At 65.3% G+C, this 26605-nt stretch carries 23 protein-coding genes; 12 read left to right on the forward strand and 11 right to left on the reverse strand.

Features of this window, described 5'->3' with window-relative positions; genetic code table 11:
- Nucleotides 1-178: 178 nt before the first annotated feature.
- Nucleotides 179-1429 carry an MFS transporter gene (locus KGZ40_01285; GenBank protein MBS3956157.1) on the forward strand — a complete coding sequence of 417 codons (1251 nt, stop codon included), beginning with the start codon at nucleotides 179-181 and terminating at the stop codon, nucleotides 1427-1429.
- On the opposite strand, the gene ligA is transcribed toward KGZ40_01285, so the two are convergent.
- Nucleotides 1415-3580, reverse strand: a complete 2166-nt coding sequence (gene ligA, locus KGZ40_01290; GenBank protein ID MBS3956158.1) for an NAD-dependent DNA ligase LigA — start codon at nucleotides 3578-3580, stop codon at nucleotides 1415-1417. The two genes, KGZ40_01285 and ligA, sit on opposite strands and share 15 nt — an antisense overlap.
- Nucleotides 3581-3588: 8 nt before the next feature.
- A complete protein-coding gene (locus tag KGZ40_01295; GenBank protein MBS3956159.1) occupies nucleotides 3589-3882 on the reverse strand; it encodes a DUF2469 family protein in 294 nt (97 codons plus the stop codon).
- Between the two features lie 211 nt (nucleotides 3883-4093).
- On the opposite strand from KGZ40_01295, the gene KGZ40_01300 reads away from it, so the two are divergent.
- Nucleotides 4094-5149 carry a diguanylate cyclase gene (locus KGZ40_01300; protein ID MBS3956160.1) on the forward strand — a complete coding sequence of 352 codons (1056 nt, stop codon included), beginning with the start codon at nucleotides 4094-4096 and terminating at the stop codon, nucleotides 5147-5149.
- 17 nt (nucleotides 5150-5166) lie between these two features.
- Here the strand turns inward: KGZ40_01300 and lipA are convergent, their stop codons facing one another.
- Both lipA and lpdA read right to left on the reverse strand, forming a co-directional pair.
- The gene (lipA, locus tag KGZ40_01305) at nucleotides 5167-6072 is read right to left on the reverse strand and encodes a lipoyl synthase (GenBank protein ID MBS3956161.1); all 906 of its coding nucleotides are present in this window, start codon (nucleotides 6070-6072) and stop codon (nucleotides 5167-5169) included.
- A gap of 13 nt (nucleotides 6073-6085) precedes the next feature.
- Nucleotides 6086-7486, reverse strand: coding sequence for a dihydrolipoyl dehydrogenase (gene lpdA, locus KGZ40_01310; protein MBS3956162.1), 1401 nt, complete (start codon nucleotides 7484-7486; stop codon nucleotides 6086-6088).
- A 175-nt stretch (nucleotides 7487-7661) separates the two neighbouring features.
- On the opposite strand from lpdA, the gene KGZ40_01315 reads away from it, so the two are divergent.
- From KGZ40_01315 to thiF, 3 genes are all read left to right on the forward strand, one after another.
- Nucleotides 7662-9440, forward strand: coding sequence for an aldehyde ferredoxin oxidoreductase (locus KGZ40_01315; GenBank protein ID MBS3956163.1), 1779 nt, complete (start codon nucleotides 7662-7664; stop codon nucleotides 9438-9440).
- 83 nt (nucleotides 9441-9523) lie between these two features.
- Entirely contained in the window at nucleotides 9524-9763 is a 240-nt protein-coding gene (locus tag KGZ40_01320; protein MBS3956164.1) for a MoaD/ThiS family protein, read from the forward strand.
- Nucleotide 9764: 1 nt separating this feature from the next.
- Nucleotides 9765-10403, forward strand: coding sequence for a sulfur carrier protein ThiS adenylyltransferase ThiF (gene thiF, locus KGZ40_01325; GenBank protein ID MBS3956165.1), 639 nt, complete (start codon nucleotides 9765-9767; stop codon nucleotides 10401-10403).
- Here thiF and KGZ40_01330 read toward each other — a convergent pair.
- The 6 genes from KGZ40_01330 to KGZ40_01355 all read right to left on the reverse strand — a co-directional run bounded on the left by KGZ40_01330 (nucleotide 10329) and on the right by KGZ40_01355 (nucleotide 16639).
- Nucleotides 10329-11072 carry a helix-turn-helix transcriptional regulator gene (locus KGZ40_01330; GenBank protein MBS3956166.1) on the reverse strand — a complete coding sequence of 248 codons (744 nt, stop codon included), beginning with the start codon at nucleotides 11070-11072 and terminating at the stop codon, nucleotides 10329-10331. The two genes, thiF and KGZ40_01330, sit on opposite strands and share 75 nt — an antisense overlap.
- A gap of 193 nt (nucleotides 11073-11265) precedes the next feature.
- The gene (locus tag KGZ40_01335) at nucleotides 11266-12138 is read right to left on the reverse strand and encodes a methylenetetrahydrofolate reductase (protein ID MBS3956167.1); all 873 of its coding nucleotides are present in this window, start codon (nucleotides 12136-12138) and stop codon (nucleotides 11266-11268) included.
- A complete protein-coding gene (locus KGZ40_01340; GenBank protein MBS3956168.1) occupies nucleotides 12135-12803 on the reverse strand; it encodes a methylenetetrahydrofolate reductase C-terminal domain-containing protein in 669 nt (222 codons plus the stop codon). Before KGZ40_01340 ends, KGZ40_01335 begins: the two co-directional genes overlap by 4 nt.
- Complete coding sequence (locus KGZ40_01345; GenBank protein MBS3956169.1) at nucleotides 12800-15241, reverse strand: homocysteine S-methyltransferase family protein; 2442 nt, start codon at nucleotides 15239-15241, stop codon at nucleotides 12800-12802. The genes KGZ40_01340 and KGZ40_01345 overlap by 4 nt, the downstream gene beginning before the upstream one ends.
- A gap of 93 nt (nucleotides 15242-15334) precedes the next feature.
- On the reverse strand, nucleotides 15335-15994 hold the full coding sequence (locus KGZ40_01350) for a cupredoxin domain-containing protein (protein ID MBS3956170.1): 660 nt from the start codon (nucleotides 15992-15994) through the stop codon (nucleotides 15335-15337).
- A 333-nt stretch (nucleotides 15995-16327) separates the two neighbouring features.
- Complete coding sequence (locus KGZ40_01355; protein MBS3956171.1) at nucleotides 16328-16639, reverse strand: hypothetical protein; 312 nt, start codon at nucleotides 16637-16639, stop codon at nucleotides 16328-16330.
- Nucleotides 16640-16996: 357 nt separating this feature from the next.
- Here KGZ40_01355 and KGZ40_01360 point away from each other — a divergent pair, with 357 nt between their 5' ends.
- The 5 genes from KGZ40_01360 (at nucleotide 16997) to KGZ40_01380 (ending at nucleotide 23108) form a co-directional block, all read left to right on the forward strand.
- Nucleotides 16997-17998, forward strand: coding sequence for an EamA family transporter (locus KGZ40_01360; GenBank protein ID MBS3956172.1), 1002 nt, complete (start codon nucleotides 16997-16999; stop codon nucleotides 17996-17998).
- A 138-nt stretch (nucleotides 17999-18136) separates the two neighbouring features.
- On the forward strand, nucleotides 18137-19903 hold the full coding sequence (locus tag KGZ40_01365) for an ABC transporter ATP-binding protein (GenBank protein ID MBS3956173.1): 1767 nt from the start codon (nucleotides 18137-18139) through the stop codon (nucleotides 19901-19903).
- On the forward strand, nucleotides 19903-21690 hold the full coding sequence (locus KGZ40_01370) for an ABC transporter ATP-binding protein (protein ID MBS3956174.1): 1788 nt from the start codon (nucleotides 19903-19905) through the stop codon (nucleotides 21688-21690). The genes KGZ40_01365 and KGZ40_01370 overlap by 1 nt, the downstream gene beginning before the upstream one ends.
- Before the next feature lie 183 nt (nucleotides 21691-21873).
- A complete protein-coding gene (locus tag KGZ40_01375) occupies nucleotides 21874-22503 on the forward strand; it encodes a PadR family transcriptional regulator (protein ID MBS3956175.1) in 630 nt (209 codons plus the stop codon).
- Nucleotides 22500-23108 carry a flavodoxin family protein gene (locus tag KGZ40_01380; GenBank protein MBS3956176.1) on the forward strand — a complete coding sequence of 203 codons (609 nt, stop codon included), beginning with the start codon at nucleotides 22500-22502 and terminating at the stop codon, nucleotides 23106-23108. Before KGZ40_01375 ends, KGZ40_01380 begins: the two co-directional genes overlap by 4 nt.
- A gap of 40 nt (nucleotides 23109-23148) precedes the next feature.
- Here KGZ40_01380 and KGZ40_01385 read toward each other — a convergent pair whose 3' ends face one another.
- Nucleotides 23149-24333 (reverse strand): cofactor-independent phosphoglycerate mutase, encoded by a 1185-nt coding sequence (locus KGZ40_01385; GenBank protein ID MBS3956177.1) that lies wholly within the window; start codon nucleotides 24331-24333, stop codon nucleotides 23149-23151.
- Between the two features lie 120 nt (nucleotides 24334-24453).
- Between KGZ40_01385 and KGZ40_01390 the strand changes: the two genes are divergently transcribed.
- Nucleotides 24454-24993, forward strand: a complete 540-nt coding sequence (locus KGZ40_01390) for a GNAT family N-acetyltransferase (GenBank protein ID MBS3956178.1) — start codon at nucleotides 24454-24456, stop codon at nucleotides 24991-24993.
- A 65-nt stretch (nucleotides 24994-25058) separates the two neighbouring features.
- Nucleotides 25059-26603: a threonine synthase gene (locus KGZ40_01395; GenBank protein MBS3956179.1), complete on the forward strand. Its 1545-nt coding sequence runs from the start codon at nucleotides 25059-25061 to the stop codon at nucleotides 26601-26603.
- The last annotated feature ends 2 nt before the right edge of the window (nucleotides 26604-26605 follow it).

Below are 26605 nucleotides of genomic sequence, written 5' to 3' on the forward strand. Positions count from 1 at the left end.
AGCTCGCCGGAGAGTGGCACTCGAGGTCGAATGAGTTCGCACGTCCCTCGCGCTGCGTGCCGCCTCTGACGTCACTCCCGTGTGCTATCGTATGCAACCGCAGACTGCAACAATTCATTCACCGAAGGGTTGCGACGCCTGGCGCCGGCATCGCCAGACACTTCGCCGGGGGCCTCGTATGTCATTTCGCGCCAATATCAAACGCGTCGTCGCCGCGCGCTTCCTCGCCCGCGCCGGGAGCGAGGCCGCATTCTTCATCGGCGTGTGGGGAAAGGCCGCCTACGAGCTCCAGGCCTCCGCCGCCCAGCTCGCACTCGTGATGCTTAGTCTCAGCATCGCGCTCATCGCTGGCGCCGCGATCGGTGGTGTGCTCGTCGACCGATTCGGGCCGCGAAACGTGCTCATCTACGCGCACATCGCGTTCGTGCCCGCCGCTCTCGCGATCGTGCTCGCCGATTCAATCCCCGCCCTCGCCGTCCTGGTGGGCATCTGGGGGTTCGCCGGCGCCCCGATACTCACAGCCGGAGCATCGTTCGCGCCCTTCATCGCCACAAGTGCCGAAGAGCTCAAGCGGGCCAACGCGCTCATCGAAGGCGCAGGGTCCGCGGCATTCGTGATCGGTCCAGCGATCGGCGCCCTTATCGCGACGTACGCGAACGTCGATCTTGTCTTCTACATCGACGCCGGCGCTTCAATCGCCGCCGCGATCATCGTCTGGAGCGTCTCGCTCGCTCCGCACACCCGGTCCAAGCGAACCGGAGGCGCGCTGGCCGAGATGACCCAAGGGATGCGCATCACCTACTCGATCGCAAGCGTGCGCTTCTACGTACTCATCGGCACGGCGGTCTGGCTCGGTTTTGGCGTGTTCGGCGCCTTAGAACCGCTCTTCTTCAGAGATGTCGTAGGCACCGGGGTCGAGACCATCGGGTGGATGAACTCGCTGCTCGGTCTCGGGTTCGTCGTGGGCGCGTTCGTGTTCGACCGGCTCCCTACGAGATCGGTCACCGCTCGCGGACTCACAGTCGCGGCTGGCGCTATCGGGACGAGCGCGGCTCTCTACGTGCTCACCCCCGAACTCGCGGTGATCGGTACAGGAGCGTTCCTGCTCGGCACGGTAGCGGGCATCTTCTCGCCACTCCAGCGGACCCTCATCCACCGAGACACCCCGCGCGAGTATCTTGGTCGCGTCATAGGAGCTAGCGAAGTGCATCATCGCGCAGGCGAGCTTGTGCCACTCGCGTTCGCGCCACTGCTTGCCGCGACTTTTGGCGTGCAGGCAACGCTCATCGCCGGCGGTGTGGCGATCATCGTTATCGCCGCGGCGGCGCTCATCCCGGCCGCGCGAATCGACCGCGGGCTGCCCCCGCGCGCCGTCGAGCTGAAAAGCGCGCGGGTGGGCACCGACGAGCCGTTCTCACCCAACCCGTAAGGCAGGACTAACCCTCGCCGGCCCGGCATCGGTTCCGGGAAGCTCGCCTGTCTCCAGCACACGCACGAGTTCAGCCTCGTCAAGTACCGGCACGCCGAGCGAGATGGCTTTGTCGTACTTGCTCCCGGCATCGGCTCCGGCGACCACGAACGACGTCTTTGCGCTCACCGATCCCGACACCTTCGCTCCGAGTCCCTTGAGCGCTGAAGCGGCCTCGTCGCGCGTGAATCGCTCGAGCGCGCCGGTGAGCACGAACGTCAGTCCGGCGAGTGTCTGCGGCCTCGCGGGTTCGCCCTCAGTTTCGGCGAGTCGCACGCCTCGGTCGCGGAGCCGCTCAATCAGAGCCCGGTTCCCTGGATTGCCAAAAAACGCCCGTATGCTCGAAGCTATCGCGGGACCCACACCATCGACACGCGCGATCGGATCCGAGGCGAGCGCGGCCGCGACACTCACTCCCCTTCCCGCCGGGAGCGGTGCGGCCTGCGCCGCCTCGATCAGCGCGTCGATCGTGCGGAACTCGGCTGCGATCACCTCGGCAAGAGCCGCACCGGTGTGCCGGATGCCAAGACCGAACAGCACACGCGCAAGTGGCCGCTCGCGAGAGATGTCGATCGCCCGGACGAGTTTGTCCGCCACGATCGGGCCGAGCGTGACCGGCGCGCCGTCCTTCTTCTCGCGCCCCATGTCGAGTGAAGCGAGCGTCTGTGCATCGAGCAGGTAGAAATCGCTCACGTCCGCCACGTGGCCGTGTTCGACGAGGCGCGCGATGATCTCGGCACCCATGCCGTCGATGTCCATCGCTCCTCGGCCCGCCCAATGCTCAAGGCGCTCGAGGCGCTGCGCGGGACACGCGACGTTGACACAGCGAGTTACCGCCTCGCCCTCGGGGCGCCACGCTTCATCCCCGCACGACGGGCACCTGACGGGCATCCGCCACGGCTCCGCTCCCTGAGGCCGGATTCCCAGAACCGGACCGACAACCTCAGGGATGACGTCTCCTGCCTTGCGGACGATGATCGTATCGCCGATGCGTACGTCCTTGCGCGCGATCTCATCGGCGTTGTGGAGTGTGGCGCGCGCGATAGTCGAGCCAGAAACCGTGACCGGGTCAAACTCGGCAAGGGGGGTGAGAGCGCCCGTGCGTCCAACCTGAACGCGAATGTCGCGCAAAACGGTGGTCTTCTCCTCGGGCGGGAACTTGAACGCTATCGCCCACCGGGGGGCCTTCGCGGTGTAGCCGAGCTCATCTTGCAGCGCGAATGAGTTGACCTTCACGACCACGCCGTCGATCTCGTACGCAAGCGCGTCGCGCTTCTGTGCCGCCGAAGCGCAAAACTCGTGGACCTCCTCGGCGGTCGAACACACGATGACATCGGGGTTGACGTGAAAGCCGGCCGTTCGCAACCAGCCGAGCGCCTCACTTTGCGACGCGAGTCCGAGGTCGCGCGGGTCTGCGACGTGATAGATGAATGTCGCAAGGTCGCGTGCGGCGGTCACGGCTGGATCCTTCTGCCGCACCGCACCGGCTGCGGCGTTGCGCGGATTGGCGAAAGGCGGTAACCCAGCGTCAGCATTCTGTTCGTTGATTCTCACGAAACTCGCGATGGGAAGGTACACCTCGCCGCGCACCTCGATCGTTCCGGGTGCCTCGGCGTGCAATCGAAGCGGCACGTCACGTATCGTGCGCACGTTTGCGGTCACATCCTCGCCCATCCGCCCGTCTCCGCGAGTCGCCGCCCGTACAAGCACCCCGTCACCGTACGTGAGCGAGAGCGAGGACCCGTCGATCTTAAGCTCACACACGTACGCGCACGGCCGCTCACCCACCGCGTCACGCACGCGTGCGAGCCACGAGTCGAGCTCGCCGAGATCCATCGCGTTGTCGAGAGAGTACATGCGGTGCGCGTGGGCAACCGGCGCGAACTGCGAATCTGGCGCCGCGCCGACCCGCTGGGTGGGCGAGTCGGAAGTGATGAGGTCAGGGTAGGCGGCCTCAATCTCCCCTAGCTCGCGCACGAGCGCGTCGTAGGCGGCGTCGCTTAGCTCGGGTGCGTCGAGCACGTAGTAGGCATGATTGTGGAGCGCGATCTCTTCGCGCAACGCCGCGGCCCGCGTTGCCGCCGCGTTTCGCTCGGCAGGCGCGCCGGGCATCTGGGCGACTACTCCTCGACCCTGAGACGCTGGACGTGTACCGGACCCACCTCGTAGACGACGACCTCCGGAGCGGACCGGTTGGGCCGCTCGGCCTCGTAGATCCAAACGTCGGTCAAGTGCACCTTGAAGTACGTCCCGCCCGGTGCCTCGACCGGCTCGACGGTAACCTGATCGGCGAGGTAGGCCCGCAACTCCGTCTCGACGTAGTAACGGAAGACCCGCGTCGCGTCGCGGTACTCGTTGTAGAGCGCGAGCCGTTTCTCGGCTTCATACATGTCCAGTTCGTCGATGCTGTCCATCATGCCCCTCACCGGCACGCCATGACGGCGCGCCATCTATCGATCTGTCACATCACCAATACCGCCCCGCACGGGGTTCGTACGTCATACGGCTATCTTCCCCGTGTGACGGGCAGGGTGCAAGCACGCTCGCCGGTTACGCAGCCGGTTACCTCACCGGCGTAGAGGCATATACTCTCTGTACGGGCCAACGACGAAGAGGGGCGACGCGATGCGCGAAATCCTTGCGATGTGCGTTCAGCTCGATACGCTGGCGGCGCGAACATACCGCTCTTTCAGCATGAACTGCCCCGATGCCGGACTCGCTGCCCTGTTTGAGAACCTCGCGCGCGAAGAAGAGACGCATGTCGCATGGTGGAGCGGCCTGCTCACCGCATGGGAACAGGGCCTCATCCCTGATGTCGTGTCCGATCCGGACGACTTGCTCGCCACCCTCTCACGCGTCCGGGACGACGTGCGCTCAGCAATTCCCGATGACGTTACCACCCTGTCTCCCGCCGAGATGCTCGACATCGCAGCCCACTTCGAGTTCTTCATGCTCGACTCAGTCTTCACCGAACTGCTCGAGCTCACGGAACCGGGGCGCACGGGCATCCACCGCGAAGCGTACTCACGTCACGTCGAACGGCTCATCGCCGCGATCGAACATTCGCGTGGCACGGACTCTCTCGCTCGATTTCTTGCGCGCGTGTTCAGGCGCGCGCTTCGTGACAACGTCGCGCTCGCCTCCTACGCGGTACGCGACACGCAGACCGGGCTGTACAACCGGCGTGGGTTTATCAGCCACCTCAAGCAGTGGGTCGCGTGGGCACACCGCTACGAACACCCTCTCACGGTGCTCCTCATCGACGTCGACCGCTTCAAAGACATCAACGACGTGCACGGACACGCGACCGGCGACGCCGCGCTCCTGTGTATCGCGAAGAACCTTCAATCCGCTACACGTGAAAGCGACCTCGTCGCACGCTACGGGGGCGACGAGTTTGCCATCGTCGCTCCGGAAGCCGATGTAGCGGAGTATCGCTTCCTTGCCGGCCGCATTCTTGACGCGGTCCGTACCTCGGTCTGTCACGGTGCTGGCGGCGAGCGGCTCGCACTGTCGGTGAGCATCGGCGGCGGCGTGCTGCTTCCCGGAAGCCCGCACACCGAGGACACCCTCGACTCCCTGCTCGCCGCTGCCGACGTAAGTCTCTACGCGGCGAAATCGGCGGGACGCGACCAGGCCGGAGCGGCAAACGTGCTCGACACGACCGCCGCTGCACCGTAGCGTCACGAACCCGGTAGTCAGCTGTTCTGATACAGCTCGTCGGCGTGGTAGCTCGAGCGCACGAACGGCGCCGAGGCGACCGCCGCAAACCCCATCGCGCGCGCCTCACGCGCGAGCCGCGTGAACACCTCCGGCTCGACGAACTCAGCCACGGGAAGGTGTGCCGGGCTCGGCCTCAGGTACTGGCCGAGGGTGAGCGTCTCGCACCCCGACGCGCGCAGGTCGCGCATCACGCCGAGCACCTCGTCGACGCTCTCGCCGAAGCCGAGCATGAGGCCAGATTTCGCGGGAGTGCGCGCAGCACCGGTCGCGCGATGGCGCCCCGCGGCACGTGCGAGCACCGCAAGCGAGCGGGCGTAGTCGGCACCGGGACGTACCTCGGGGTAGAGCCGCGGGACCGTCTCGACGTTGTGGTTGAAGACATCAGGGCCAGCGTCGATCACCTCGTCGACGCCCTCGAGCCTGCCGGCGAAATCGCTCGTGAGCACCTCGAGGGCCGCTTTGGGCACCGCGGCGCGCAACGCCTCGATCACCGCGACAAAGTGCGCCGCCCCGCCGTCGGGCAGATCATCGCGGGTCACCGACGTGACAACCACATGAACAAGCCCCATCCGCCGCGCCGCCTCGGCCACGCGCGCTGGCTCGTCAGCGTCGAGCGGCGCCGGCTCGCGCGTGTCGACCGCGCAAAAGCGGCAACCGCGCGTGCACGCGTCGCCCATGATGAGAAATGTCGCCGTCCCGCTCGCGTAGCACTCACCGCGGTTCGGACACTTGGCGCTCTGACAGACGGTTCGGAGCCTAAGCTCGCCGAGAAGCCCTTCGACCGCGGCCGCCTTACCGGGGGTGGCAAGCGGACGCTTGAGCCACGCGGGCATCCGCCTTGTGGCCGCGTCGTGACCGTGCCGGTAAGCGCGCGGCCTCATCGAGCGGTCCGCATCAGCAACCGCACTTCCTGGCGGCGTCAAGCGCGGCGAACCTGACGACCTCGCTCACCGTGGGGTGCGCGTGCACCGTCTCGGCAAGATCGCGCACTGAAAGCCCGTGACGCATCGCGACGGCTATCTCATGGATTATCTCAACAGCGTGCGGGCCAACTATCTGAGCGCCCACGATGCGGCCGGAACCCTCCTCGGCGACGATCTGCACGAAGCCCTCTGCCTCGCCCTCGCCGAGCGCCTTGCCGTTGGCGGCGAACTTCGCGACCGCCTGCACGGCGTTGATGTCGCGTTCCTTGGCACTGTCGCGCGAAGAACCTACCACCGCAACCTCAGGGAATGTGTAGACGCACGCGGGAATGCACTCGTAGCGCACACTCTCGAGGTGCGGCGCGGCACCCACAGTTTTTAGCTCGGCGACGGCGTTACGGGCCGCGACAACGCCCTCCTCCTCGGCGACGTGCGCGAGCATCATCCCGCCGATAAGGTCACCAATCGCCCAGACGCCAGCAACGCTCGTGCGGAAGAACTCGTCGACCTTCACGGCCGCGCGATCCATCTCGATGCCAGCCTCGGGATAGCCGAGATTTGCCGAGTTGGGCATGCGTCCCGGTGCCGACAGCACAACATCGGCCTCGAGCGTCTCGCCGCTGCGCAACGTCGCGGTCACACGATCGCCTTCCTGCGCAACACTCTCGACCGCGTTGCCGAGGAAGAAGCGCACACCCATCTCTTCGATAGCGGCCTGGATCGCCTTCACCACGCGCCGGTCGGTGCCGGGGAGCACTTGCTCCATAAGTTCGACCACCGTCACGTCCGAACCAAACGCCACGTACGCGCACGCGAACTCGAGCCCGATCACGCCGCCGCCCACGATGATGACCTCACGGGGAATCTCGCTAAGCGCGATCGCGTCGTCGCTCGTCCACACGCCAGACAGGTCGTGGTCGATCATCGGCAGGCGGAACGGGACAGACCCCGTCGCGAGGATGACCGCGTCGCCCTCGAAGCGCTCGGTCTGCGCACCACAGACAGGTCGCACCTCTACGGTGCGCGGCCCGGCGAGGCGGCCGTCGCCGTAAACGACACGCACCTTGAGCCGCTTCGCGCTTGCCTCGACCTGGCTCACGAGCTCGTCGACGACCGCTTCCTTGCGGGCCCGCAAGGACTCGACATCGACTGTGGCCACGCCGGGCACGGTGAGACCGAACTCGCCCGCGCGCGCGGTGTCGCGCACGATGTGCGCCGAACGAAGGATGGTCTTGGTGGGGATGCACCCCCGGTTCAGACACGTCCCGCCCAGGCGCTCTCTCTCAACAAGCACGACTTCGGCACCGAGCCGGGCCGCCTCGAACGCGGCGGCGTACCCGCCCGGCCCTCCACCTAGCACCACGATCCTCATCGAGTCCTCCTCGGCGATATCGCGCCCGTCTGCGTCCTGCGCATTCTAGCACCCGGACGCGCGCATTCGGTCGCGGCACAGTCGGCCCGTGGCCGCCCCATTTCATGGGTATAGAGTTTACGCGGGGCGGGTTCGCCGCCCCCGCCGCTATCCCACCGGAGATCGGAGGTCCTGCATGACAAGAGACATCTTGCGGGTGGACATGGGTAACCTGAGCGTGATCCGCGAGCCACTCCCCGATGCGTGGCACCGCTACGGCGGCCGCGCACTCACCGATGCGATCGTCTTCTCCGAAGTCCCGCCCGGGGCCGATCCGCTCGGACCGGACAACGTCTTAGTTTTCTCGCCCGGTCTGCTCGGCGGCACGAGTGCTCCTAACGGCGGGCGCCTGTCGGTCGGTGCGAAGAGCCCGCTCACCGGTGGCATCAAAGAGTCGAACGCGGGCGGGCAGGCGGGACACGCGCTCGCGCGCCTCGGCATCGCCGCGCTCGTCATAACGGGCAAGCCGGCCGCCAGCGCGGCACGCTACTGTCTCACGATCGAAGCGGACGGCACCGTTTCGATCAACGGGGCCGACGAGTGGACCGGACTCGGCAACTACGACCTCGCCGAGACGATCGCGGCAACCCGCCCTGAGGGCGACCGCTACGCTACGATCCAGATCGGACCAGCCGGCGAGATGGGCGCGAAGGCGTCCGGCATCGCGATTTCCGATCCCAAGGGCTACCCCAACCGCTTCGCCGGTCGGGGAGGACTCGGCGCGGTCATGGGAAGCAAGGGGCTCAAGGCGATCGTCATCTCCGACAAGGGCCTGCCGTACAAGGAACACGCCGACAAGGACGCGTTCCAGTCAGCGATGCGCCGGTTCGCCGCTGCCCTCAAAGAGCATGCGGTCACCGGCCAGGCGCTTCCCACCTACGGAACCAACGTGCTGACAAACATCCTCTCGGAAGCGGGAGGCCTGCCCACACGCAACTTCTCAGAAGGCTCGTTCGAAAAGGCCGATGACATTGGCGGCGAGCGCCAGCGTGAGATCATTCTTGCCCGCGGCGGCCACGAGCACCACGCGTGCCACACAGGCTGCACGATCCAGTGCTCGCGCTACTGGATGGACAAAGACGGCCACTACAAGACCAAGGGCCCAGAGTACGAGACCACGTGGTCGTTTGGGGCGAACTGCGGGATCGGCGACCTCGACGAGATCGCCGAGCTCGACCGCGCCTGCGGCGATCTCGGGCTCGACACCATTGAGATGGGTGCCACGATGGCGGTCTACATGGACTCCGGCGCAATCGCGTTCGGTGACGCCGACGCGGCGCTCAAGGCGCTCATGAGCGGCGCTGGCGACGGAGAGCCTGGTCGGGTGCTCTGGGACGGAGCGCTCGCGACGGGCGAGGCGTTTGGTGTGGCGCGCATCCCGGTTGTCAAGGGACAGGCGATGCCCGCGTACGACCCGCGCTCCGTCATGGGTATCGGTGTAACCTACGCGACCAGCACGCAAGGCGCCGACCACACTGCGGGCTACACCATCACCGCCAACATCCTCAAAGTGGGCGGCGACATCGACCCGCTTAAACCGGACGGTCAGGCGGAGCTCTCGAAGAACCTCCAGATCGCAACCGCGATGCTCGACAGCGTGGGGCTGTGCATCTTCGTCGCATTCGCCGTGCTCGACATCCCCGATGCGTTCACCGCGATACACGACATGGTACAAGCGCACACGGGTGATGCGTGGGACGCTGACGCGCTTATGCAGCTCGGCAAGGAAGCGCTCGTCTACGAGCGCCTCTTCAACGAACGAGCGGGGTTCACCGCCGCAGACGATCGCCTGCCGGGCTTCTTTAAGACGCAGCCGCTTCCGCCACACAACATTGTGTTCCAGGTGACCGACGAGGACCTCGACACGGTCTTTGCCTGGGTGCCCGAGACGGCTCGTGAGATGGGCCTTGCGTAGCACGTGCACCGACCGGGTGCGGCGCTCGAGCGTCGCACCCGGTCTCTCTCCCGCCCATCCGCGCTCCGAAGGGCTCACGTCACATGAAGGTCCACGTGGCACTGTTCGCGCACCTGTCGGCTTACCAGCCCGACGGTCTCGGAGGCCGCGCTCCCCGCGAGTTCGATCTGCCCGAAGGAACGACGGTCGCCGACGTGATCGCGCGCCTTGGACTGCCCAACGAGCCCCGCGTAGTGTTCGTGAACAGCCGACACGCAGACGACGGCGCGGCACTTTCCGACGGTGACCGGCTCGCCATCTTCCCGCCGGTGGCGGGGGGCTGACGTGCTCGACGACAACACCGCACCGGGTGGCTTTCCGATCGCCCACGACGACGAAAAGGCGCTCCGGCACCGGCTCGCGCACTCACACGTGGCGATCGTGGGCTGTGGCGGGCTCGGGAGCAACGCCGCCGTCATGCTCGTGCGCTCGGGGCTCGGCCGCGTCACGCTGATCGACTTCGATATCGTCGAAGAGGATAACCTCAACCGCCAGTACTTCTTTCGCGAGCACATCGGGATGCGAAAGACCGTCGCGCTTGCCGACGTACTACGCCGCATCATGCCAGATGTCGCTCTCACCATCGTCGATGAACGCATGACCGAGGAGAATTTGCTCGCCTCCGTCGATGGGGCCGACGTTGTCGTGGAGGCGGTCGACAGCGCCGAGACAAAAGCGATGATCGCGAACGTCGCCCTGCGCCACACGCCGCACATCCCGCTCGTAACCGCCTCGGGGCTCGCAGGGTTCGCGACCGCCAACGACGTGCTCACTGAACGAATCGCCGAGAACTTCTACCTTGTGGGCGACTTGCACAGCGACGTGCGCCACGGGTTGCCACTGCTGGCATCACGGGTGGCGATCGCCGCCGGGCACCAGGCGCACGCGGCCATTCGCATCCTTCTCGGTCACACGGAGCCCTGATGCGTGTGGGCTCGCGAAGCCGTCGGCTATGTCGTAAGCGAACGAGTCCAGCGTATCGCGGTTCAGGCGATACATAAGCGCGGTCCCCACGGCGTGTGACGAGATCAGCTGGGCCTCGCCGAGCACCTTTAGGTGCTGCGAGATCGTCGATTGGGCCAGCGGGAGTCCCGAGAACACCTCTTGGCCCCTGCATTCACCGTGTTCGGCGATGATCTGAAGGATGCGGATGCGCGCCGGGTGAGCGAGGGCGCGGCCGACACGAGCAAGTTGCTCTGCGTCGATGTCGCGTGTTCGTACATACGTGCACGGTGCTCGTCTATCGACGATGAACGAACAAGTATCGACACTCAAACCCTTTAATCGATCGATCGGGGTCGAGTCGACCAGGTCGCACGCGGCCACCAGATCGCACAGCGGGCGAGTGAGCGGGTGACTAAGATTGAGTCTGAAATACCTGGCACCTCCGCGCGCGCTCGAACTGATGAGTCCGATCCGCGACAGCTCGCGAAGTTCTGTGTGGAGCGCTCCCATACCGCCGCAGATGCCGCGCCCAAGCTCTCGCAGGTAAGGTTCGTGATCGGGATGTTTTGCGAAGCGCTCGATCAATAGCGCGCGAGTCTTCCGGCCTATGAAGTAGTGCAACCTGCCCGGATACGGCGGCCTGCCCATGAGTGCCCTGCCTCCTCAGTCGGCCATATCGCCGACGGCATCGGTACCGGGCGGTGCTCAATAACCCTCTGATTAGTTGGAACAATCGCTCCCACTTACTCGAGCGTTACCACGAGGACCCGGTGCCGCATGACTCAGGCGAACCCTATCGCGCGCCTCCAAACCAGGGCTATCCAGCGGTCAACCCGACAACCTACGAGAGACCGGCGCCGCCGAGGATCTCGGCTATCGCGTCGTCGACCCCGAGCGGCATGATGTGAACTCCGTGGGCAATCTCTCGTAACGCTCTAACCTGCTCGATGGCGAGCTCGATCGACTCGGCAAGAGGGTCTGATGCGCGCTCGATCCGCTCAGCAATGTGATCGGGCACCATGAGGCCGGCGAGCCGCTCGTTGATAAACTTCACGACACGGGGACTCTTGAGCAGCAATATCCCTGCAATGAGCTTGACCCCGGTGGGGCGCAGGTCGGCGGCGGAGCGGGCGAATTTGTCTATGTCGAAGACCGCTTGCGTCTGGAAGAACGCCGCGCCCGTCTCGATCTTGCGCAACGCTCGCTCGCGCTGGACGTCCCACGGCTCGGCCTCGAGAAACGCTGCTGCGCCCAGGTAAAAGCCGGTTCCTCCCGCTAGCTCGCGACCCTGCATGTCGTGGCCTTCGTTCATACCGCGGGCAACTGCGAGGAGCTGCGTTGAGTCAAGGTCAAAGACGCCCTTGGCCGCTGGGTAATCGCCGCCGCGAGGATCGTCGCCAGTGACCACGAGCAGATTCTCGAGCCCGAGCGTCCATGCGGCGAGCAGATCAGACTGGAGCGCAAGACGATTGCGGTCCCGGCAGGTCTGCTGAAAGATCGGTTCGAAGCCCATTTCAAGCACCGTTCGAGAGGCGGCCAGGCTCGAAAGATGCAGCGTCGCACCCTGATTGTCGGTCACGTTGAGCGCGTGGCACGACGGCCCGAGTACGGCGACCGACTTGCGCATGGCGGCCATGTCGGTACCGAGCGGCGGCGCGACCTCGCCGGTCACGACGAACTCGCCGCGCTCCAGGGCGTCGCGCAGGCGGCTCATCGGCGGCTCTTCCCGCGCTCGCCGCGCAGGTTCACGCTGCCAGGCTTGAGCTTCTTGCTGTGGTCCTTGGGAGCGAGCGCGCCAAAGCCAGAGCGGTCCTGCTCGACCAGGCGACGGCGGATGAGCACGTGCGTGCACTCGCGATCAGTCACGACCTCACACATACCGTCCCACATGCCGCCGCACGGACCGTTGAGCAGGCCCTTGGGGCACGTCGTAACGGGACAGATACCTGCAGTGAGGTCGAGTACGCACTCGCCACACATCTGACAACGCTCCTCGAACACGCCGTGACGCACGACGTTGCCAAGAAATGCGCTTTCAAGACCCGGGAAGACAGGTTTGGAGGTTGCGTCGGCGACAGTCTGGACACCCGCGCCACACGAAAGCACGAGCACCGCATCGGCCTCCCCGATGCCACCGGAGTGGCGTCGCGTTTCCAACCGCGTACCACCGGAGTGACAGGCAACTTCGCCTACCGCCCAGCCGGTAACCTCTCGGCCGGATTCCTTGAGGCGCACAATCGCGTTGCGGATTTCGTTCTCACCGCCAGTCCCGGCAATGGTGGCGCACTGACCGCATCCCATAATGAAGACGCGTTTCGCTTGCACCTCATCGAGGTTGGCGATGACGCGCTCCCACTCGCGTGGTCTGGTGATGATCATCTCGGCCCCTTCGACCCGAGCGCCTCGCTCACGAGCCGTACGCACCCCGGTGCGTCGTCTGAGTATCCCGCACCGACGCGAGCCGCCCACTCCCCGGTCACTACCGCGCCTCCCACCAGCACCGGCACACCGCCGTGGTGTGCGGCGATCAGGCGAACGGTCTCCTCCATCGCTCCAAGCGTCGTGGTCATGAGTGCCGAGAGACATACTGCGTCCGCCTCGGCGGCGGCCTCCAGGACCCTCTCGGGGGCCACGTCGACACCGAGATCGTTCACCGCAAATCCCTGGCTTTCGAGAAGCGACACGCAAATGTCTTTGCCGATGGAGTGGATGTCACCTTTGACGGTAGCAAACACGACACGTCCCGCAGGCTCGTCGCCGCCCTCGGGCAAGTAGGTCTTGACCCGCGCGACGGCGACTTTCATAGCCTCCGCGGCGACCATGAGCTGCGGTAAGAACACCTCACCCCTGCCAAACGAGTCACCGAGTGACTGCATCGCCGGCGTGAGGACCTCACCGATGAGCCGGTCGGGGGCGGTGCCGGACACGACAACCTCGTCAACGAGCGCCGGTGCCCCATCGATGTCGCCACGAGCGACCGCGACCGCAAGCCGCACAGCGGCGTCGGGGGCGGCGGTGCCGTCAGCGACGTCCGAGGCGCCATCCGCTGCGCCGGCGGCCTTATCGAGCGCGCTTGCAAGCGCCGCATCCCACGCGGCCCATGCATCGCCGTGGGCGTAAGCGTTCGAGCCGGCGGCGCGCGCGCTGTTCACGACATCGATCGCGCCACGCACAACCACGTCAGATGGATTGACAATAGCCGCATCGAGTCCAGCGACACCCGCGACCGTAGCGAAGGCGGCGTTGAGGACGGGACGGTCGGGCAGACCGTGACTCACGTTGCTCACTCCGAGGAGCGTCGAAATACCGAGCTTCTTGACAGCCTCCATCGCATCGACCGTCACGCGTGGAGCGCTCGTGTCGGTGGCTGCGGTCATCACGAGCGTGTCGGCAACAAGGTCGCGGTCGCGCATGCCGAGCGCGTGGGCGCGCGCGCGAATGCGCTCGACGATGCGCACGCGTCCCTCGGCGGTCGGCGGGATCCCGTCATCGTCGAGCGCAAGCGCGACCACGGCCGCGCCGTAGCGGGCCGCGAGCGGAAGAACGGTGCCGAGGGAATCCTCGGCACCGTTCACGGAGTTCACGAGGGCGCGGCCGGGGTAGGCGCTCAGCGCCGCCTCGAGAGCCGCCGCATCCGTCGTATCAAGCACGAGCGGCACGTCGGCGGTGCCCGAGAGCGCGAGCACGGCGGCGCTGAGCGCCTCGCGCGCGTCAACATCCGCGGCCCCTACGTTCACGTCGAGTGCGTCGGCACCAGCAGCCTGCTGCTCGGCCGCGTAGGCGCGCACGACCGACATCGAGCCTGCGGCCAACGAGTGTGCGAGCTCCGGCTTGCCGGTGGGGTTAATGCGCTCGCCGATCACCGCGACAGGCCCGCCTGCGCCGATGATCGCAAGCCCGCGCGGTCCGGCGAGCACTGTTCCGGGTAGCCCGGTGCGACCCGATCGCACAGGCACGCTCTTGGCAAAGTCCGCGATCGCGCCGGTAAACGACGGCGTCGACCCGCAACACGAGCCCACGAGCGAGGCCCCTGCCTCTACGAAGCGCGCGGCGAACAGCCCCATTTCATCGGCGGTGCCGGGAAAGACCGTCACACCGTCGGCGAGGGTTGGCATCCCGGCGTTGGGCTGCGCAATGATCGGCAGGGCCGTCGTCGCAGCCATCACCTCGACGATCGGCAACATCTGTGCGGGCCCAAGACCGCAGTTCACTCCAACCGCGTCGGCGCCTGCGGCTTCGAGCACTACCGCTGCGACCTCGGGGCCGGTTCCTGAAAGATCCATGACTCCGCCCGCACTGAACGTCACGGTCACCAGCACCGGAAGATCGCACACGCTGCGCGCGGCAAGCACAGCGCATCGGGCCTCAGCTATGTCGGTCATCGTCTCGATGAGGATGGCGTCGGGCTTCTCGGCAGCCAAAGCGGCGATCTGCTCGGCGAATATCTCGAAAACCTCATCGAAGACGGCCCGCCCGAGCGGTTCGAGCACGAGTCCTGTAGGGCCCACGTCGGCTAGCACATGCTGCGCACCGGACTCGCGCGCGAGTCGCACGGAAGCGCGGTTCAACCCCTCCACCTGGTCCGCAAGGCCATACTCGGCAAGTTTCGCCCGCGATCCGCCAAAAGAGTTCGTAGTCACGCACTCCGCGCCGGTGATGACGTACGCACTGTGGATATCACGCACGATTTCCGGTGCCGTCACGTTGAGTTGGACCGGACACTGCTCTGCGGGGATCCCAAAGCGCTGCAGCATGGTGCCAAACCCGCCGTCGATCACGAGCACGTCTCTTCCGAGCCTCATCGAGATGTCAGGCATTCCTGGTCTACCTCCGGGTCAACAAGCCGAGCGTGGTCGCCACTGGTGGTCGCCACGGGTGGTCGCGCTGGCACGCATGCTCACGTGCCCAGACTACTCGACGATGATGGCACCTTTCTTTCCATCCCCGCCACACACGATGTCGTACGTGCCCGGCTGCAACGCCGGCAACTTCACCGTCGCACCGGAAGAGATGTCCTCGGCGACTCCTAGTTGCGGGAACTTGATGTTGGTCCGGCAATCGGTGGCCGGACCGAAGGCAAGCTCAAGTGGCACGCCCGCTTTGGCGAGGATGTATGCCGGCTCGAAGCCTTGCTTGTCGACGATACCGATACGCTGGACGGCGCCGTCCGCGGCGAGCTCCATCGGCGTGGCGTCAGCGGAAGTGACCGCAAGGTAGCGCGATGCGATCAACTCGGCGCGGATAGAATCCTCGGACACAACCGTTGAGTCGTACGCAACGTTCAACACGAGGCCCTCAGGATCGAGCGTGGCCGTGCCGACCCCTTCAATGCCCATGAGCGCCTCGAACATGTGCACAGACTCATGCTGAATGTCGCTACCCTCAAGCAGGCGGACCGGAAAATCGGCCGAGGTGTCGGTTTCCGCGTTGGTCATGACTCTAGAGATGGCGGCATCCGGTTGCTTCACGCTCTCTGGCGTGCCCGGGTCAGCCACAAGCATGACGATGACGCCGACGAGGGCTGCCGCTATCGCAACAAGGACGGGCACATGCAGTTGTTTCGGGAACATCGGAGCCCTCTCCGGCTCGGTAACTGGTCTCGTACGGGGCACGCGCGGACAGGGTCCATCCTGTGGATTCTGGGGATAGTGTGGATAAGCCCCCCGTTCGAACCAGTCTAGCGGCGATAGCGACCGCTTGTCATCTCGCTGCAACAAATTTGCGCAGATCCGTTGTATCTGTCGCGTGATGGCGCATAATCCTAATTGCGAGGTCGTTGAAGAACTCGAATGGGCCTGAAGCCGCAAGGACGATGGTTCGCTCGGGGAAATCGGCGGCCTCGCCTCGTATTGCGAAAAATCCCCACCGTACCCGAAGTTCATGACCGCGGCACGGACACCCGGCTACTCAACGCACGTGCGCCTCACGAGGTCCTCGTCTGAGACAAGCGTGAACGCCTCTTCGACCTGGACGCGTGCGTAAAACGCGCACTTCCGGCAGACGTGGATCTTTATCTCGTACGGCCCGGCAGAAGAGCCGTCGCAGTACGTCCCCTCGATCACCCAGCATGCGCGCCCTGCGGCAACTCCCTCGTGCACTCCAGCGAGCGCTTCACACGCCGACGCGGGACACCGTGCCCCCTCGCGGGATCGAGGTCCGCCTGGACCCCTTCCGCACCCCTGATATTCCCAGCAGTTGAGCTTGCCGTTTTCCATCGAGCGGGATGGTCCTCTCCTCAGGCGATCATCAAGAGAGACCCACCTTCGTGAGCCGCCCTTAGCTTAGCTAAGGTTGTGCCAATCGGAATGGATGCCACGACGCCCGGAAAGGGGCCGACCCGGGGTGTGGCGCCCGGGCCGGAAGGGAGAGCGATGCGCGGTAGGCATGGCACCAGCTCCGCTCCCACGGTAACGCGCATCGCAAGAGCAGTGGTGAAATCCGCGCTACCTGTCTGTTACATGCCTGTTGCATCTTGGTCCAGGTTTCGGGATGCATCTTCGCCCCACACAGGAGTATGCTGTGCCGATTGGCATCCGCGCTCTGCGCTCTCTCGGGCATCGAAAGGACCACCCGTGCCGCGAGTACCGCTCACCAAACTCATCGCTGCCTTCGCAGCCCTTTACATAGTTTGGGGCTCCACATACCTCGCGATTCGCATCGGGCTTGAACACGACATGCCGCCTACGCTGTTTACCGGAGTGCGCCTCGCGGCCGCCGGCGCCATCCTGCTTGCATTCGCGCGCCTGCGCGGCTGGCGCCTCAACCTCTCCGCGCACGACCTGAAGACCCTCACAATCGTAGGCATCTTCCTGCTATGCGGCGGCATGTATTTCACCGTGCTCGCCGAAATGTACATCCCGTCGAGCCTCTCGGCGCTCATCGTCGCGGTCGTGCCGCTATGGGTAGCCGGCGCCGAGTGGCTGCTTCGCGGCTTCGAGCGTCCCACGGGACGCGGGATCGCCGGTCTCGTCATCGGCTTTATCGGTCTTGGCGTGCTCATGTGGCCGCGCATCACGGGCCTCCACGGATCAAGCGCCGAGTGGATCGGGGTCGCGCTGCAGGTGTTCGCGACCCTGTTGTGGACCACCGGCTCGCTCATCTCCAAGCGCCGCCCGGTCAAAGTCAACGCTATCGTCGCCACCGGATACGAACTCGCGATCGCCGGAATTCTCCTTACCGCGCTCGGGATCGTCCTGGGTGAAGCGCCCCTGATGGCAGCTGTAACGCCCACAGGCATGTGGGTGCTCGCATACCTCACCGTCTTTGGGTCGTGCATCGCGTTCACCGCGTTCGTGTGGTTGCTGGCAAACGTGCCCACTTCGAAGGTCATGACGTACACCTACGTCAACCCTGTCGTCGCGGTATTCCTCGGATGGGCGGCCGGAGTACTCGGCGTCATAGCGACACCCGAACCGGTTGACGCATGGGTAATCGCTGGCATGACGATTATCGTCGTCGGCGTCGCGCTCACTACGACCGCACCCACGCGCGCGTCCGCACACGCTTCCACGCCATCTCCACAACCGATTCACGCCTCCTACGCCACCGCAGGAGATACTCGTAAGCAACCATAGAAGTGATAAAGCAGACGTACCCCCCCCCTCTTCTGAGAACAGGCCTCCGACCCCCCGGGGGCCTGTTCTCGTTGCGCGACCCACCTTCACGTAATTGCGGGTACTATCTAACCGCCCACCCGCCTTCCGAGGAGTCACGTGTCGACAGCACTCTTGCGCGCACTGCGCTTCATGCACGCGTACCGGCTCACTGCCGCGCTTGCCGTCCTCACCGTCCTCGCGGCCTCAGGCGCGGGACTCGTTTCCCCGCAGATCGTACGCCTCATCATCGACCGCGGCATCGCCGAGGGTGACATGACCTTCATCGCGAAAGCCGCGGGCGGACTCGTGCTGGCGGCGCTCCTTGGCGGGATCGCTACATTCCTCCAAGGATTCCTCTCGGCCAAAGTGAGCCACGGAGTCGCGTTCGACATGCGTAACGCCATCTTCGAAAAGCTTCAGCGACTCTCGTTTTCCTACCACGACCGGGCAAGCACCGGTCAGCTCATCACCCGCGTGACGAGCGACGTCGACCTTGTGCGCGAGTTTGTCGGCGGAGGCCTCGTGCAGGCGGTATCGGCGGTGCTCCTGCTCATCGGCGCGATCGTCCTCCTGCTCGCAATGGACACCGTCCTCGCACTCATCGCTTTTCTCACCCTGCCCGCTACGCTCGCGGTTCTCCTGCTGTTCGTAAGGCGTCTCGGTCCGATGTTCCGGGAGTTCCAGGTGCGGCTCTCGGCGCTCAACACTGTGCTGCAAGAAAACGTCGCCGGCGTACGCGTGGTCCGGGCATTCGCGCAAGAGGAGCACGAGGCCACACGCTACCGCGCCGCCGATGATGCTCTCCTCGAACAGGCGCTCACTGTGCGCCGCACCGTCGCCGACGCCTTCCCGCTCCTGTTCAGCATCGGCACGATGGGTGTCGGACTCGTCACCGTGGCCGGAGCGGCGCGCATTATCGATGGCTCGCTTACCGTAGGCGAGCTAGTCGCATTCACGAGCTACCTCTTCCTGCTCCTCCAGCCACTGTTCATTCTCGGCTTCGGAGCGCAGCAGATCGCCCGTGCGAGCGCGAGCGCCGAACGCCTCTTTGAAGTCCTCGATTCCCCTATTGACGTGGCCGAGAAACCCGGCGCGCTCGTGCTGCCGGATCCGGTCGGGCGGATCGAGTTTCGCGACGTGCATCTGCGCTATCCGGGCGATACGCGCGAGACTCTCTCGGGGGTGAGCTTCTTCGCCGAACCGGACACGGTGGTAGCGATCGTGGGCGCGACCGGATCCGGGAAGACGAGTCTCGTAAACCTCGTTCCGCGCTTCTACGACGTCACCGGCGGTGCGGTGCTCATCGACGGACGCGACGTGCGTGACGTGACGCTTGCGAGCCTGCGTAGCCGCATCGGCGTCGTCATGCAAGACTCGGTGCTCTTCTCGGGGTCGGTCCGGGACAACATCGCATACGGGCTGCCAACCGCAGATGACGCACGGATCGAAACCGCCGCGCGCGCGGCACAGGCGCACGCGTTCATCACAGCGCTTCCGGACGGCTACCACACCCGCGTGGGGGAACGGGGCATCAAGCTTTCAGGCGGTCAGCGTCAGCGCATCGCGATTGCCCGTGCGCTCATGATCGACCCGCGCATTCTCATCATGGACGACTCGACGTCGAGCGTAGACGCCGAGACGGAAGCCGCACTCCGCGCAAACTTGGACGAACTCATGGAGGGCCGCACGGTCTTCGTGGTCGCTCAGCGGCTGTCCACGGTGCGCCGAGCCGACCTCATCGTCGTGCTCGAAAACGGTCGCGTCACGGAGACCGGCACCCACTCCGAACTCCTAGCGACGAGCTGCGCATACGCCGAGATCGCCGCGAGCCAGCTCGCAGGCGCCGAGCGAGCCGACCGCTCGGCAATGGCGGGTGATGCGTGATGCCACACGGCACCTCGCTGCGCTCAATAGCCAAGTCCGAAAAGCCGCGCTCGACGCAGGAAGCGGTGCGCCGACTCCTGCGCTATCTTGTGCCGTACCGCCGCGACGCCGCGCTCTCAATCGTGTGGCTTGTCGTTGCATCCGCTGCGCTGGCCGCGCAACCGGGCCTTACCGGGCTGATTATCGATACCGCGCTCAACGCCGCCGAGACGGGCGGCGATGCCAGCGTACTCGCACTCCCTGGTGCGCTCTTGCTCGCGGCCGCGGCCGTCGGCTGGTGGGCACAGCGTGCACAGATCCTCCTGATGGGCGCCGCTGGACAGCGGGCGCTCTTCGACCTGCGCGAAGAGGTCTTCTCGACGGTACAGCGGCTCTCTGTGTCCTTCTTCGAAACGGTCGAGTCAGGCGACCTCATGAGCCGCCTCATCAACGATGTCGAGCAGGTCAACTCATTTCTTTCGCAGAGCTTCCGACGTGTGCTCGGAGCGGGCCTCGGACTCGTCGCGACCCTGACGGGCATGCTTATCGTCGACTGGCGGCTGGCACTCGCCACGCTCGTGGCCGTTCCGGTGATGCTCGGCACGACGCGCCTGTTTGGCACGATCGCGCGGCGGGCCTTCCGTCGGCGCCAGGAGGCGATCGGTGACGTCTCTTCGACACTCGCCGAAGAGCTTGCGGGCATCCGCGTCGCGCAAGCGTTCAACCGCACCGAGTCAGACCGCGGGATGTTCGCGGAGCGAAACGCCGCCAACCGCGACGCCAATATCGCCGCATCCGCGGTCTCCTCGGCGTTCCCTCCCACACTCGAGGTGATCTCAGCCACGGCAACGGCGATCGTCGCGACTGTTGGCGGCTGGCTCGCGTTGGGTGACCTCGTGACAATCGGCGTGGTCGTCGCGTTTTTTGGCTACTCGCGCTCGTTCTTCAACGCCATCAGCCAGCTCTCCAGCCTCTATGCCGAGACGCACTCCGCGCTCGCAGGAGCGGAGCGAGTGTTCGACCTGCTAGACACAGAGACGACCGTCGCCGACGCCCCGGACGCGCTTGTGCTCGGCCGCATAGCGGGGCGCATCGAGTTGCGCGGCGTGTGCTTCTCCTACGACTCCGGCCCACAAGTGCTCCATGACATCGACCTGTTGGTGGAACCAGGTGCCACGGTCGCCATCGTGGGAGCGACTGGAGCGGGCAAGACGACCCTCGTAAATCTCGTACCCCGCTTCTACGACCCCACCTGCGGTTCCGTCTTGATCGACGGTCACGACGTACGCTCGGTCACAATGCGCTCGCTTCGCCGCAATCTCGGCATCGTACTGCAGGATCCCTTCCTGTTTGCCGGCACGATCGCCGAGAACATCCGCTACGGCAAGCATGGCGCCTCCGACGCCGAAGTTCAGGCGGCAGCCCGTGCCGCGCGAATACTCGATCTCGCCGATCGCCTCCCTGACGGGCTCAACACCGAGGTGACCGAGCGAGGCGGCACACTTTCGACAGGACAGCGGCAACTGATCGCGTTCGCTCGCGCCATACTCGCCGATCCGGCCATCCTAATCCTCGACGAAGCGACTTCTTCGGTCGACACGCGCACAGAGACGCTCATCCAGTCGGCTCTCAGCGAACTCCTCACCGGGCGTACCGCGCTCATCATCGCTCACCGCCTGTCCACCGTGCGCGACGCGGACCGGATCATCGTGATCGACAGCGGCGCCATCGTCGAAGACGGCACGTATACCGACCTCCTCGCGTTAGACGGTGTCTTCGCGCGTCTCCATCGGAGCCAGTTCAGCTGATAATGAGACCTCGATTCATGATTGAGGTTCTGTTATGCCGTCTCACCAGGGGTTATATCCCAAACCCTCAAGTACCACTTGATCTAGACTCATCATCCTAACCCCTAGTTTTAGCCACTTGCATCCCTATACGTTCTGTCCTATACTTGCGTTGTCCTATATGGCGTTACGGCGGGACGAACCATGTCGCTCGAATACGCGATCCTCGGATTCCTCCGTGAGCGGCCCATGACCGGCTACGAGCTCAAGACCGCCTGCTTCGACGTGTCCGCCTCCCACTTCTGGACGGCTGACCAGTCGCAGATCTACCGCACCCTCGACCGGCTGGAAGACCGTGCTCAGGTCTCAGTCAAACGGCAGCGCCAGCGCTCACGGCCCGACCGGCTTATCTACTCGATCACCGCCAGCGGCGCCCGCGATCTCGACACTTGGATCACGCGAGCAGAGCCTCCCCCTCCCGTCCGCGACCCTTTCCTTGTCCGGCTCCGCTTCGCAGAGCATCTCACCGAAGCGGACCTGCTTGGCGTATTGCACGCCCGCCGGGAAACCCTGCAGCAGCGTCTCGAAACGCTAAGGAAACGCGCGAGCGCCTCAACCGTTCATGGTCCCCACGAGCCTGTTGGCCACGCGTCGGTCCTCAGCCGCTTGTCACTCGACGCCGCAATGGCGCGTCTTAGAGCCGAGATCGACTGGATCGACGATTCGGTCGAGATGCTCGCTACTACGTTCGAACAGGAACGAGTGCTCGAGCCGGGCGCACAGGGCCGCTTGTTCGCACCCAAGACCAGCACGCCGGAAGGAGGAGCGCGATGAAGATCATCGCAATCGACACAAGCAGGCGACGGGGCGCCGTGAGCCGCTCGGTCGAGACTGCCGCTACGGCGGCAGAGGCCGCAGGGGCCGTGGTGGAACGGGTGCGCCTTGCGGAACTCGACATTCGCACGTGCACTGGGTGCGGGATGTGCAAGGTCGCCGGATGGTGCAAGATCGAAGACGACCTGAGACACCTCGCGTTACTTATAGACTCCGCCCAGGGTGTGATCATCGGCACTCCATCGTACTTCCGGAGGCCCGAAGAAGTGACATCGGCCCTGCTCGACCGTATTGGCCGCTACTTCGCCGATTCTGGACAATTGCGACTCCCAGGGATGAGCCCGCGGGAGATCGCGCCACGCCCCGTGGCCGCAAATACCCGGCGGGCGGTCATCATCACCGCGTGTTCAGCGCCCGAGCCGCTCGCGACGTTCTTCGGTTACACCACAGGCCCGGTGCGTCACCTGCGCGGCGCATTAGGCGCCGGCGGCATTCGGACCATCGGTTCACTCGCCGTCACGGGCACATGGCGTCAAGCCAAGACACCGGAACCGGAACGCGATACCGCGCGTTCGCTAGGACGGATTCTCGCGGGAAAGATCTAAGACGCCGCACACCGATCCTCGAGCATGCCCGGTCCCACTACTACCGCTCGAGCAGCATCTCCATGACACTGTGCCCAGGATCAACGACAAGACCTGTCTCGCCAGCCGCGAACTCATCGTACGTATTGGCCGCAACTCGCTTCACACCCGGGCCCCATAGCACGAACGGGACTGGCTCACCCACGTGAGTTTTGATCTCAATTGGCGTGGGATGATCAGGCATCGCAAGGATGCGCAGGTCACCGTTGGCGCTTGCCATGACGCGGCTGACGATCTTTGCGTCGATCGCCTCAATCGCGGCTATCTTGGCGGCGGCATCGCCAGCATGTCCCGCCTCATCCGGCGACTCGACGTGGACCACCACCAGGTCGTGTGAGTCGAGCGCCAGGAGCGCGCCTTCCGCCTGCGCGGCGTAGTCTGTGTCGGGGCCGTCCGTCACGCCGACGATCGCGAGCCGCTCGATGCCGAGAAGAACCGCGAGTCCGTTGAGCAGGTCGACACCGGAAGTCATGGCGGCGCGCACGCCGTAGCGCGCAGAGAAGGACGCGAGCCCAGCCGGCGCCTCACCAGGCCAGAACGGCCAGACATCCGTAGGCGCGAGACCCTGTTCGGCTCGCCGCGCCCTGACCGCGCTAGCGGCGACCACCGGACGGGCGCGCTCCATGTAGTCGATCACGAGTTCAGCACCCGCTCCGGCAGGCGCATGGTCGGCCCAGGGTTTGTCCGAGATGTCGTGGGGCGGAGTGTAGCGGCACGCCAGCAACTCCTTGTGCCCTTTGACCACGAGGATGTGCCGGTAAGCGATCCCAGGATACAAACGGGTGACGCCGTCATCGAGCACGGCCGCGATCTCTCCAACGAGCTCGCGCGAGTCACACGTGGGAATGTGGCCCGCCGAGTAGCTCGCCATAAGGCCATCATCGAGTGTCACAAGGTTGAGACGCAGCGCCACCTCATCCGGCGCGAGATTGATGCCCATACTCGCAGCCTCGATCGCACCGCGTCCCACATAGTTTGAGATCGGATCGTAGCCAAGGATCGACGTGCACGCAGCCGACGACGACGGCTCCGCTCCTTCTGGCACCGTCTGCGCAAGCCCCACAGCGCCTTCTCGGCAAAGCCGGTCAAGGTGCGGCGTCGAGGCGGCCTGAAGACTCGTCCGTCCGCCGTACTCGGGCATCGGCCAGCCCGCGGCGCCATCCAAAATGATCACGCAGTACCGCACACGTATCCCTCCCCGCTCGGGTACGAATCAAAGCGTACACCATCGTCCTGACATCGCGCGCGGTCCGCGACACCGGAACCCGCAACCGCTAGACCGCCGCCAGCCACATGGAGGACCCGCATGACCGCTGATACCGCCAGTGAACCGGTTCTCACCGGTGCCCGCGTCACGCTTCGCCCTGCGACCGCGACCGATGCGGGTCTCCTCTCGGCGGCCATCGCCACCGACGAAACCACATCACCCTGGTGGGGAACGGATCCCGACAAGGTGAGACGCTGGCTTACCGAGGATGGTTCTCACGTCTTCGCCATCGTGTTCGCTGACACGCTCGCCGGTGTGATCATGTACACCGAAGAAAACGACCCCGACTACCGCTTCGCCGCGATCGACATCGCCGTGCTTTCGCCCTACTCGGGCCGAGGCCTCGGCCCGGACGCGCTTCGCACGCTCGCACGCTACCTGTTTGAGACACGCGGCCATCACCGTATCCAGATCGATCCGACCGCCAAGAACGCGCGTGCCATCCGTGCATATGCGAAGGTCGGGTTCCAGCCGGTTGGCATCTTGCGACGTTACGAGAAAAGCCCCGACGGCGAATGGCGCGACGGACTTCTGATGGACCTTCTCGCCGAGGATCTCACCGGCGAGTTCTCGGAGTAGACACCACGCCAGCCTGGCCGAGCCACCAGTGCCCAACCCGCCAGGCTCTCAGGTATCATGCTCGCATGAGACGAGAGACAACGTACCACGACACCCGCGGCGCAGACACGTCGCACCCCGCCTTTACCGACGTCATCGTCGCCGGCATCGCGCCCGGAGGCGGTCTGTACATCCCCGACGAGCTGCCCGCGCTCACCCTCGACGAGATTCTCGTCATGGCCCAGTGGCCATACCGGCAGCGTGCGGCCGCGATCTTCTCACGCCTTGGTGTCGATCTGCCAAGCGAGCGCATCGAAGCGCTCATGAGCGAAGCGTACGGCCGCCAGTGGGCAGACCCGCGCATCGCGCCGGTAGTCGAGGTCCGCCCCGACATCCACGTGCTCGAGCTCTGGCACGGCCCAACAAGCGCCTTCAAAGACATGGCGCTCCAGTGCATGCCGCTGTTCTTCTCGGAGGCCATCTCGATCAAGCAGTCCCGCAACACGCTCGATGAAGACTTCCTCGTGCTCGTGGCCACCTCAGGCGACACCGGCAAGGCGGCGCTCGAAGGGTTTGCCAACCGGCCGCACACCAAGATCGCCGTCTTCTACCCCCAAGGCGGTGTCTCAGACATCCAGCGCGCCCAAATGGTGACCCAGCACGGGAGCAACGTCGCTGTTTTTGGTGCCCGCGGCAACTTCGACGACTGCCAGACCGCCGTCAAGAACGCGTTCTCGAACGCGACGTTCGCCGCCGATCTTCGCAATCGCCATCGCCTCCGCCTCTCCTCGGCAAACTCGATCAACTGGGGACGGTTGCTCCCGCAGATCGCCTACTACGCGAGCGCGTACGCAGACATGGTCGCATCCGGCGGCGTGATCGCGGGCCGCGAGATCGACGTATGCGTACCCACCGGGAACTTTGGCAACATCCTCGGCGCGTATTACGCGAAACGCATCGGCGTGCCGCTTGGACGTCTCGTGTGCGCCAGCAACGAGAACAACGTGCTCACCGACTTCATCGCCACCGGTGCCTACGACATCTCCGGACGCGATTTCGTCACCACGCCGAGTCCGAGCATGGACATCCTCGTGTCGAGCAACCTCGAGCGCCAGATCTACGAGCTCACCCGCGACCCGGAGCGCATCACCGGGTGGATGACATCGCTTCGAGAAACCGGACGCTTCCAGGTCGACCGTGAGACGCACCGCGCGCTGCGAGAACACTTCAGCGGCGACTACGTGACCAACGACGAGTCTCTCGCCACCATCCGCCGCGTGTGGGAGGAGCACGCCTACCTGCTCGACCCGCACACGGCCGTGGCGTGGGAGGTCGCCGAGCGGCAGCGCGCCGACAACCCCATGCTCGTGGTATCCACCGCTCACTGGGCGAAGTTCGGCGCTGACGTCTACCGCGCGCTCGCCGGGCTCGCCTGCGCAGATGCCCTGCCGCCTGCTGTCGCCCAGCTTTCAGGCGTCGAGATCCTCGCCGAGGTACAGGCGCTCGCGCCCGCGAGCGCCTGTGTCCCGCAGACACTCGCGGCGCTCAGTGGGGCGACCGAACGCTTCAGCACCGTGGTCGACGCGAGCCGCGAAGGCATCGAGCGCGCGATTAGTGAGTGGCTCGGCTAGCG

The sequence above is a fragment of the Clostridiales bacterium genome (genome assembly GCA_018333995.1).
Classification (GTDB): domain Bacteria; phylum Actinomycetota; class Coriobacteriia; order Anaerosomatales; family SLCP01; genus JAGXSG01.

Coding starts and splice junctions, on each gene's coding strand:
- KGZ40_01315 (MBS3956163.1), top strand. CDS start 7,662: ATGACAAGAGACATCTTGCGGGTGGACATGGGTAACCTGAGCGTGATC.
- KGZ40_01390 (MBS3956178.1), top strand. CDS start 24,454: ATGACCGCTGATACCGCCAGTGAACCGGTTCTCACCGGTGCCCGCGTC.
- KGZ40_01295 (MBS3956159.1), bottom strand. CDS start 3,882: ATGGACAGCATCGACGAACTGGACATGTATGAAGCCGAGAAACGGCTC.
- KGZ40_01380 (MBS3956176.1), top strand. CDS start 22,500: ATGAAGATCATCGCAATCGACACAAGCAGGCGACGGGGCGCCGTGAGC.
- KGZ40_01340 (MBS3956168.1), bottom strand. CDS start 12,803: ATGATCATCACCAGACCACGCGAGTGGGAGCGCGTCATCGCCAACCTC.
- KGZ40_01350 (MBS3956170.1), bottom strand. CDS start 15,994: ATGTTCCCGAAACAACTGCATGTGCCCGTCCTTGTTGCGATAGCGGCA.
- KGZ40_01345 (MBS3956169.1), bottom strand. CDS start 15,241: ATGCCTGACATCTCGATGAGGCTCGGAAGAGACGTGCTCGTGATCGAC.
- KGZ40_01330 (MBS3956166.1), bottom strand. CDS start 11,072: ATGGGCAGGCCGCCGTATCCGGGCAGGTTGCACTACTTCATAGGCCGG.
- KGZ40_01285 (MBS3956157.1), top strand. CDS start 179: ATGTCATTTCGCGCCAATATCAAACGCGTCGTCGCCGCGCGCTTCCTC.
- ligA (MBS3956158.1), bottom strand. CDS start 3,580: ATGCCCGGCGCGCCTGCCGAGCGAAACGCGGCGGCAACGCGGGCCGCG.
- KGZ40_01395 (MBS3956179.1), top strand. CDS start 25,059: ATGAGACGAGAGACAACGTACCACGACACCCGCGGCGCAGACACGTCG.
- KGZ40_01370 (MBS3956174.1), top strand. CDS start 19,903: ATGCCACACGGCACCTCGCTGCGCTCAATAGCCAAGTCCGAAAAGCCG.
- KGZ40_01320 (MBS3956164.1), top strand. CDS start 9,524: ATGAAGGTCCACGTGGCACTGTTCGCGCACCTGTCGGCTTACCAGCCC.
- KGZ40_01300 (MBS3956160.1), top strand. CDS start 4,094: ATGCGCGAAATCCTTGCGATGTGCGTTCAGCTCGATACGCTGGCGGCG.
- KGZ40_01355 (MBS3956171.1), bottom strand. CDS start 16,639: ATGGAAAACGGCAAGCTCAACTGCTGGGAATATCAGGGGTGCGGAAGG.
- KGZ40_01335 (MBS3956167.1), bottom strand. CDS start 12,138: ATGAGCCGCCTGCGCGACGCCCTGGAGCGCGGCGAGTTCGTCGTGACC.
- lpdA (MBS3956162.1), bottom strand. CDS start 7,486: ATGAGGATCGTGGTGCTAGGTGGAGGGCCGGGCGGGTACGCCGCCGCG.
- KGZ40_01375 (MBS3956175.1), top strand. CDS start 21,874: ATGTCGCTCGAATACGCGATCCTCGGATTCCTCCGTGAGCGGCCCATG.
- lipA (MBS3956161.1), bottom strand. CDS start 6,072: ATGAGGCCGCGCGCTTACCGGCACGGTCACGACGCGGCCACAAGGCGG.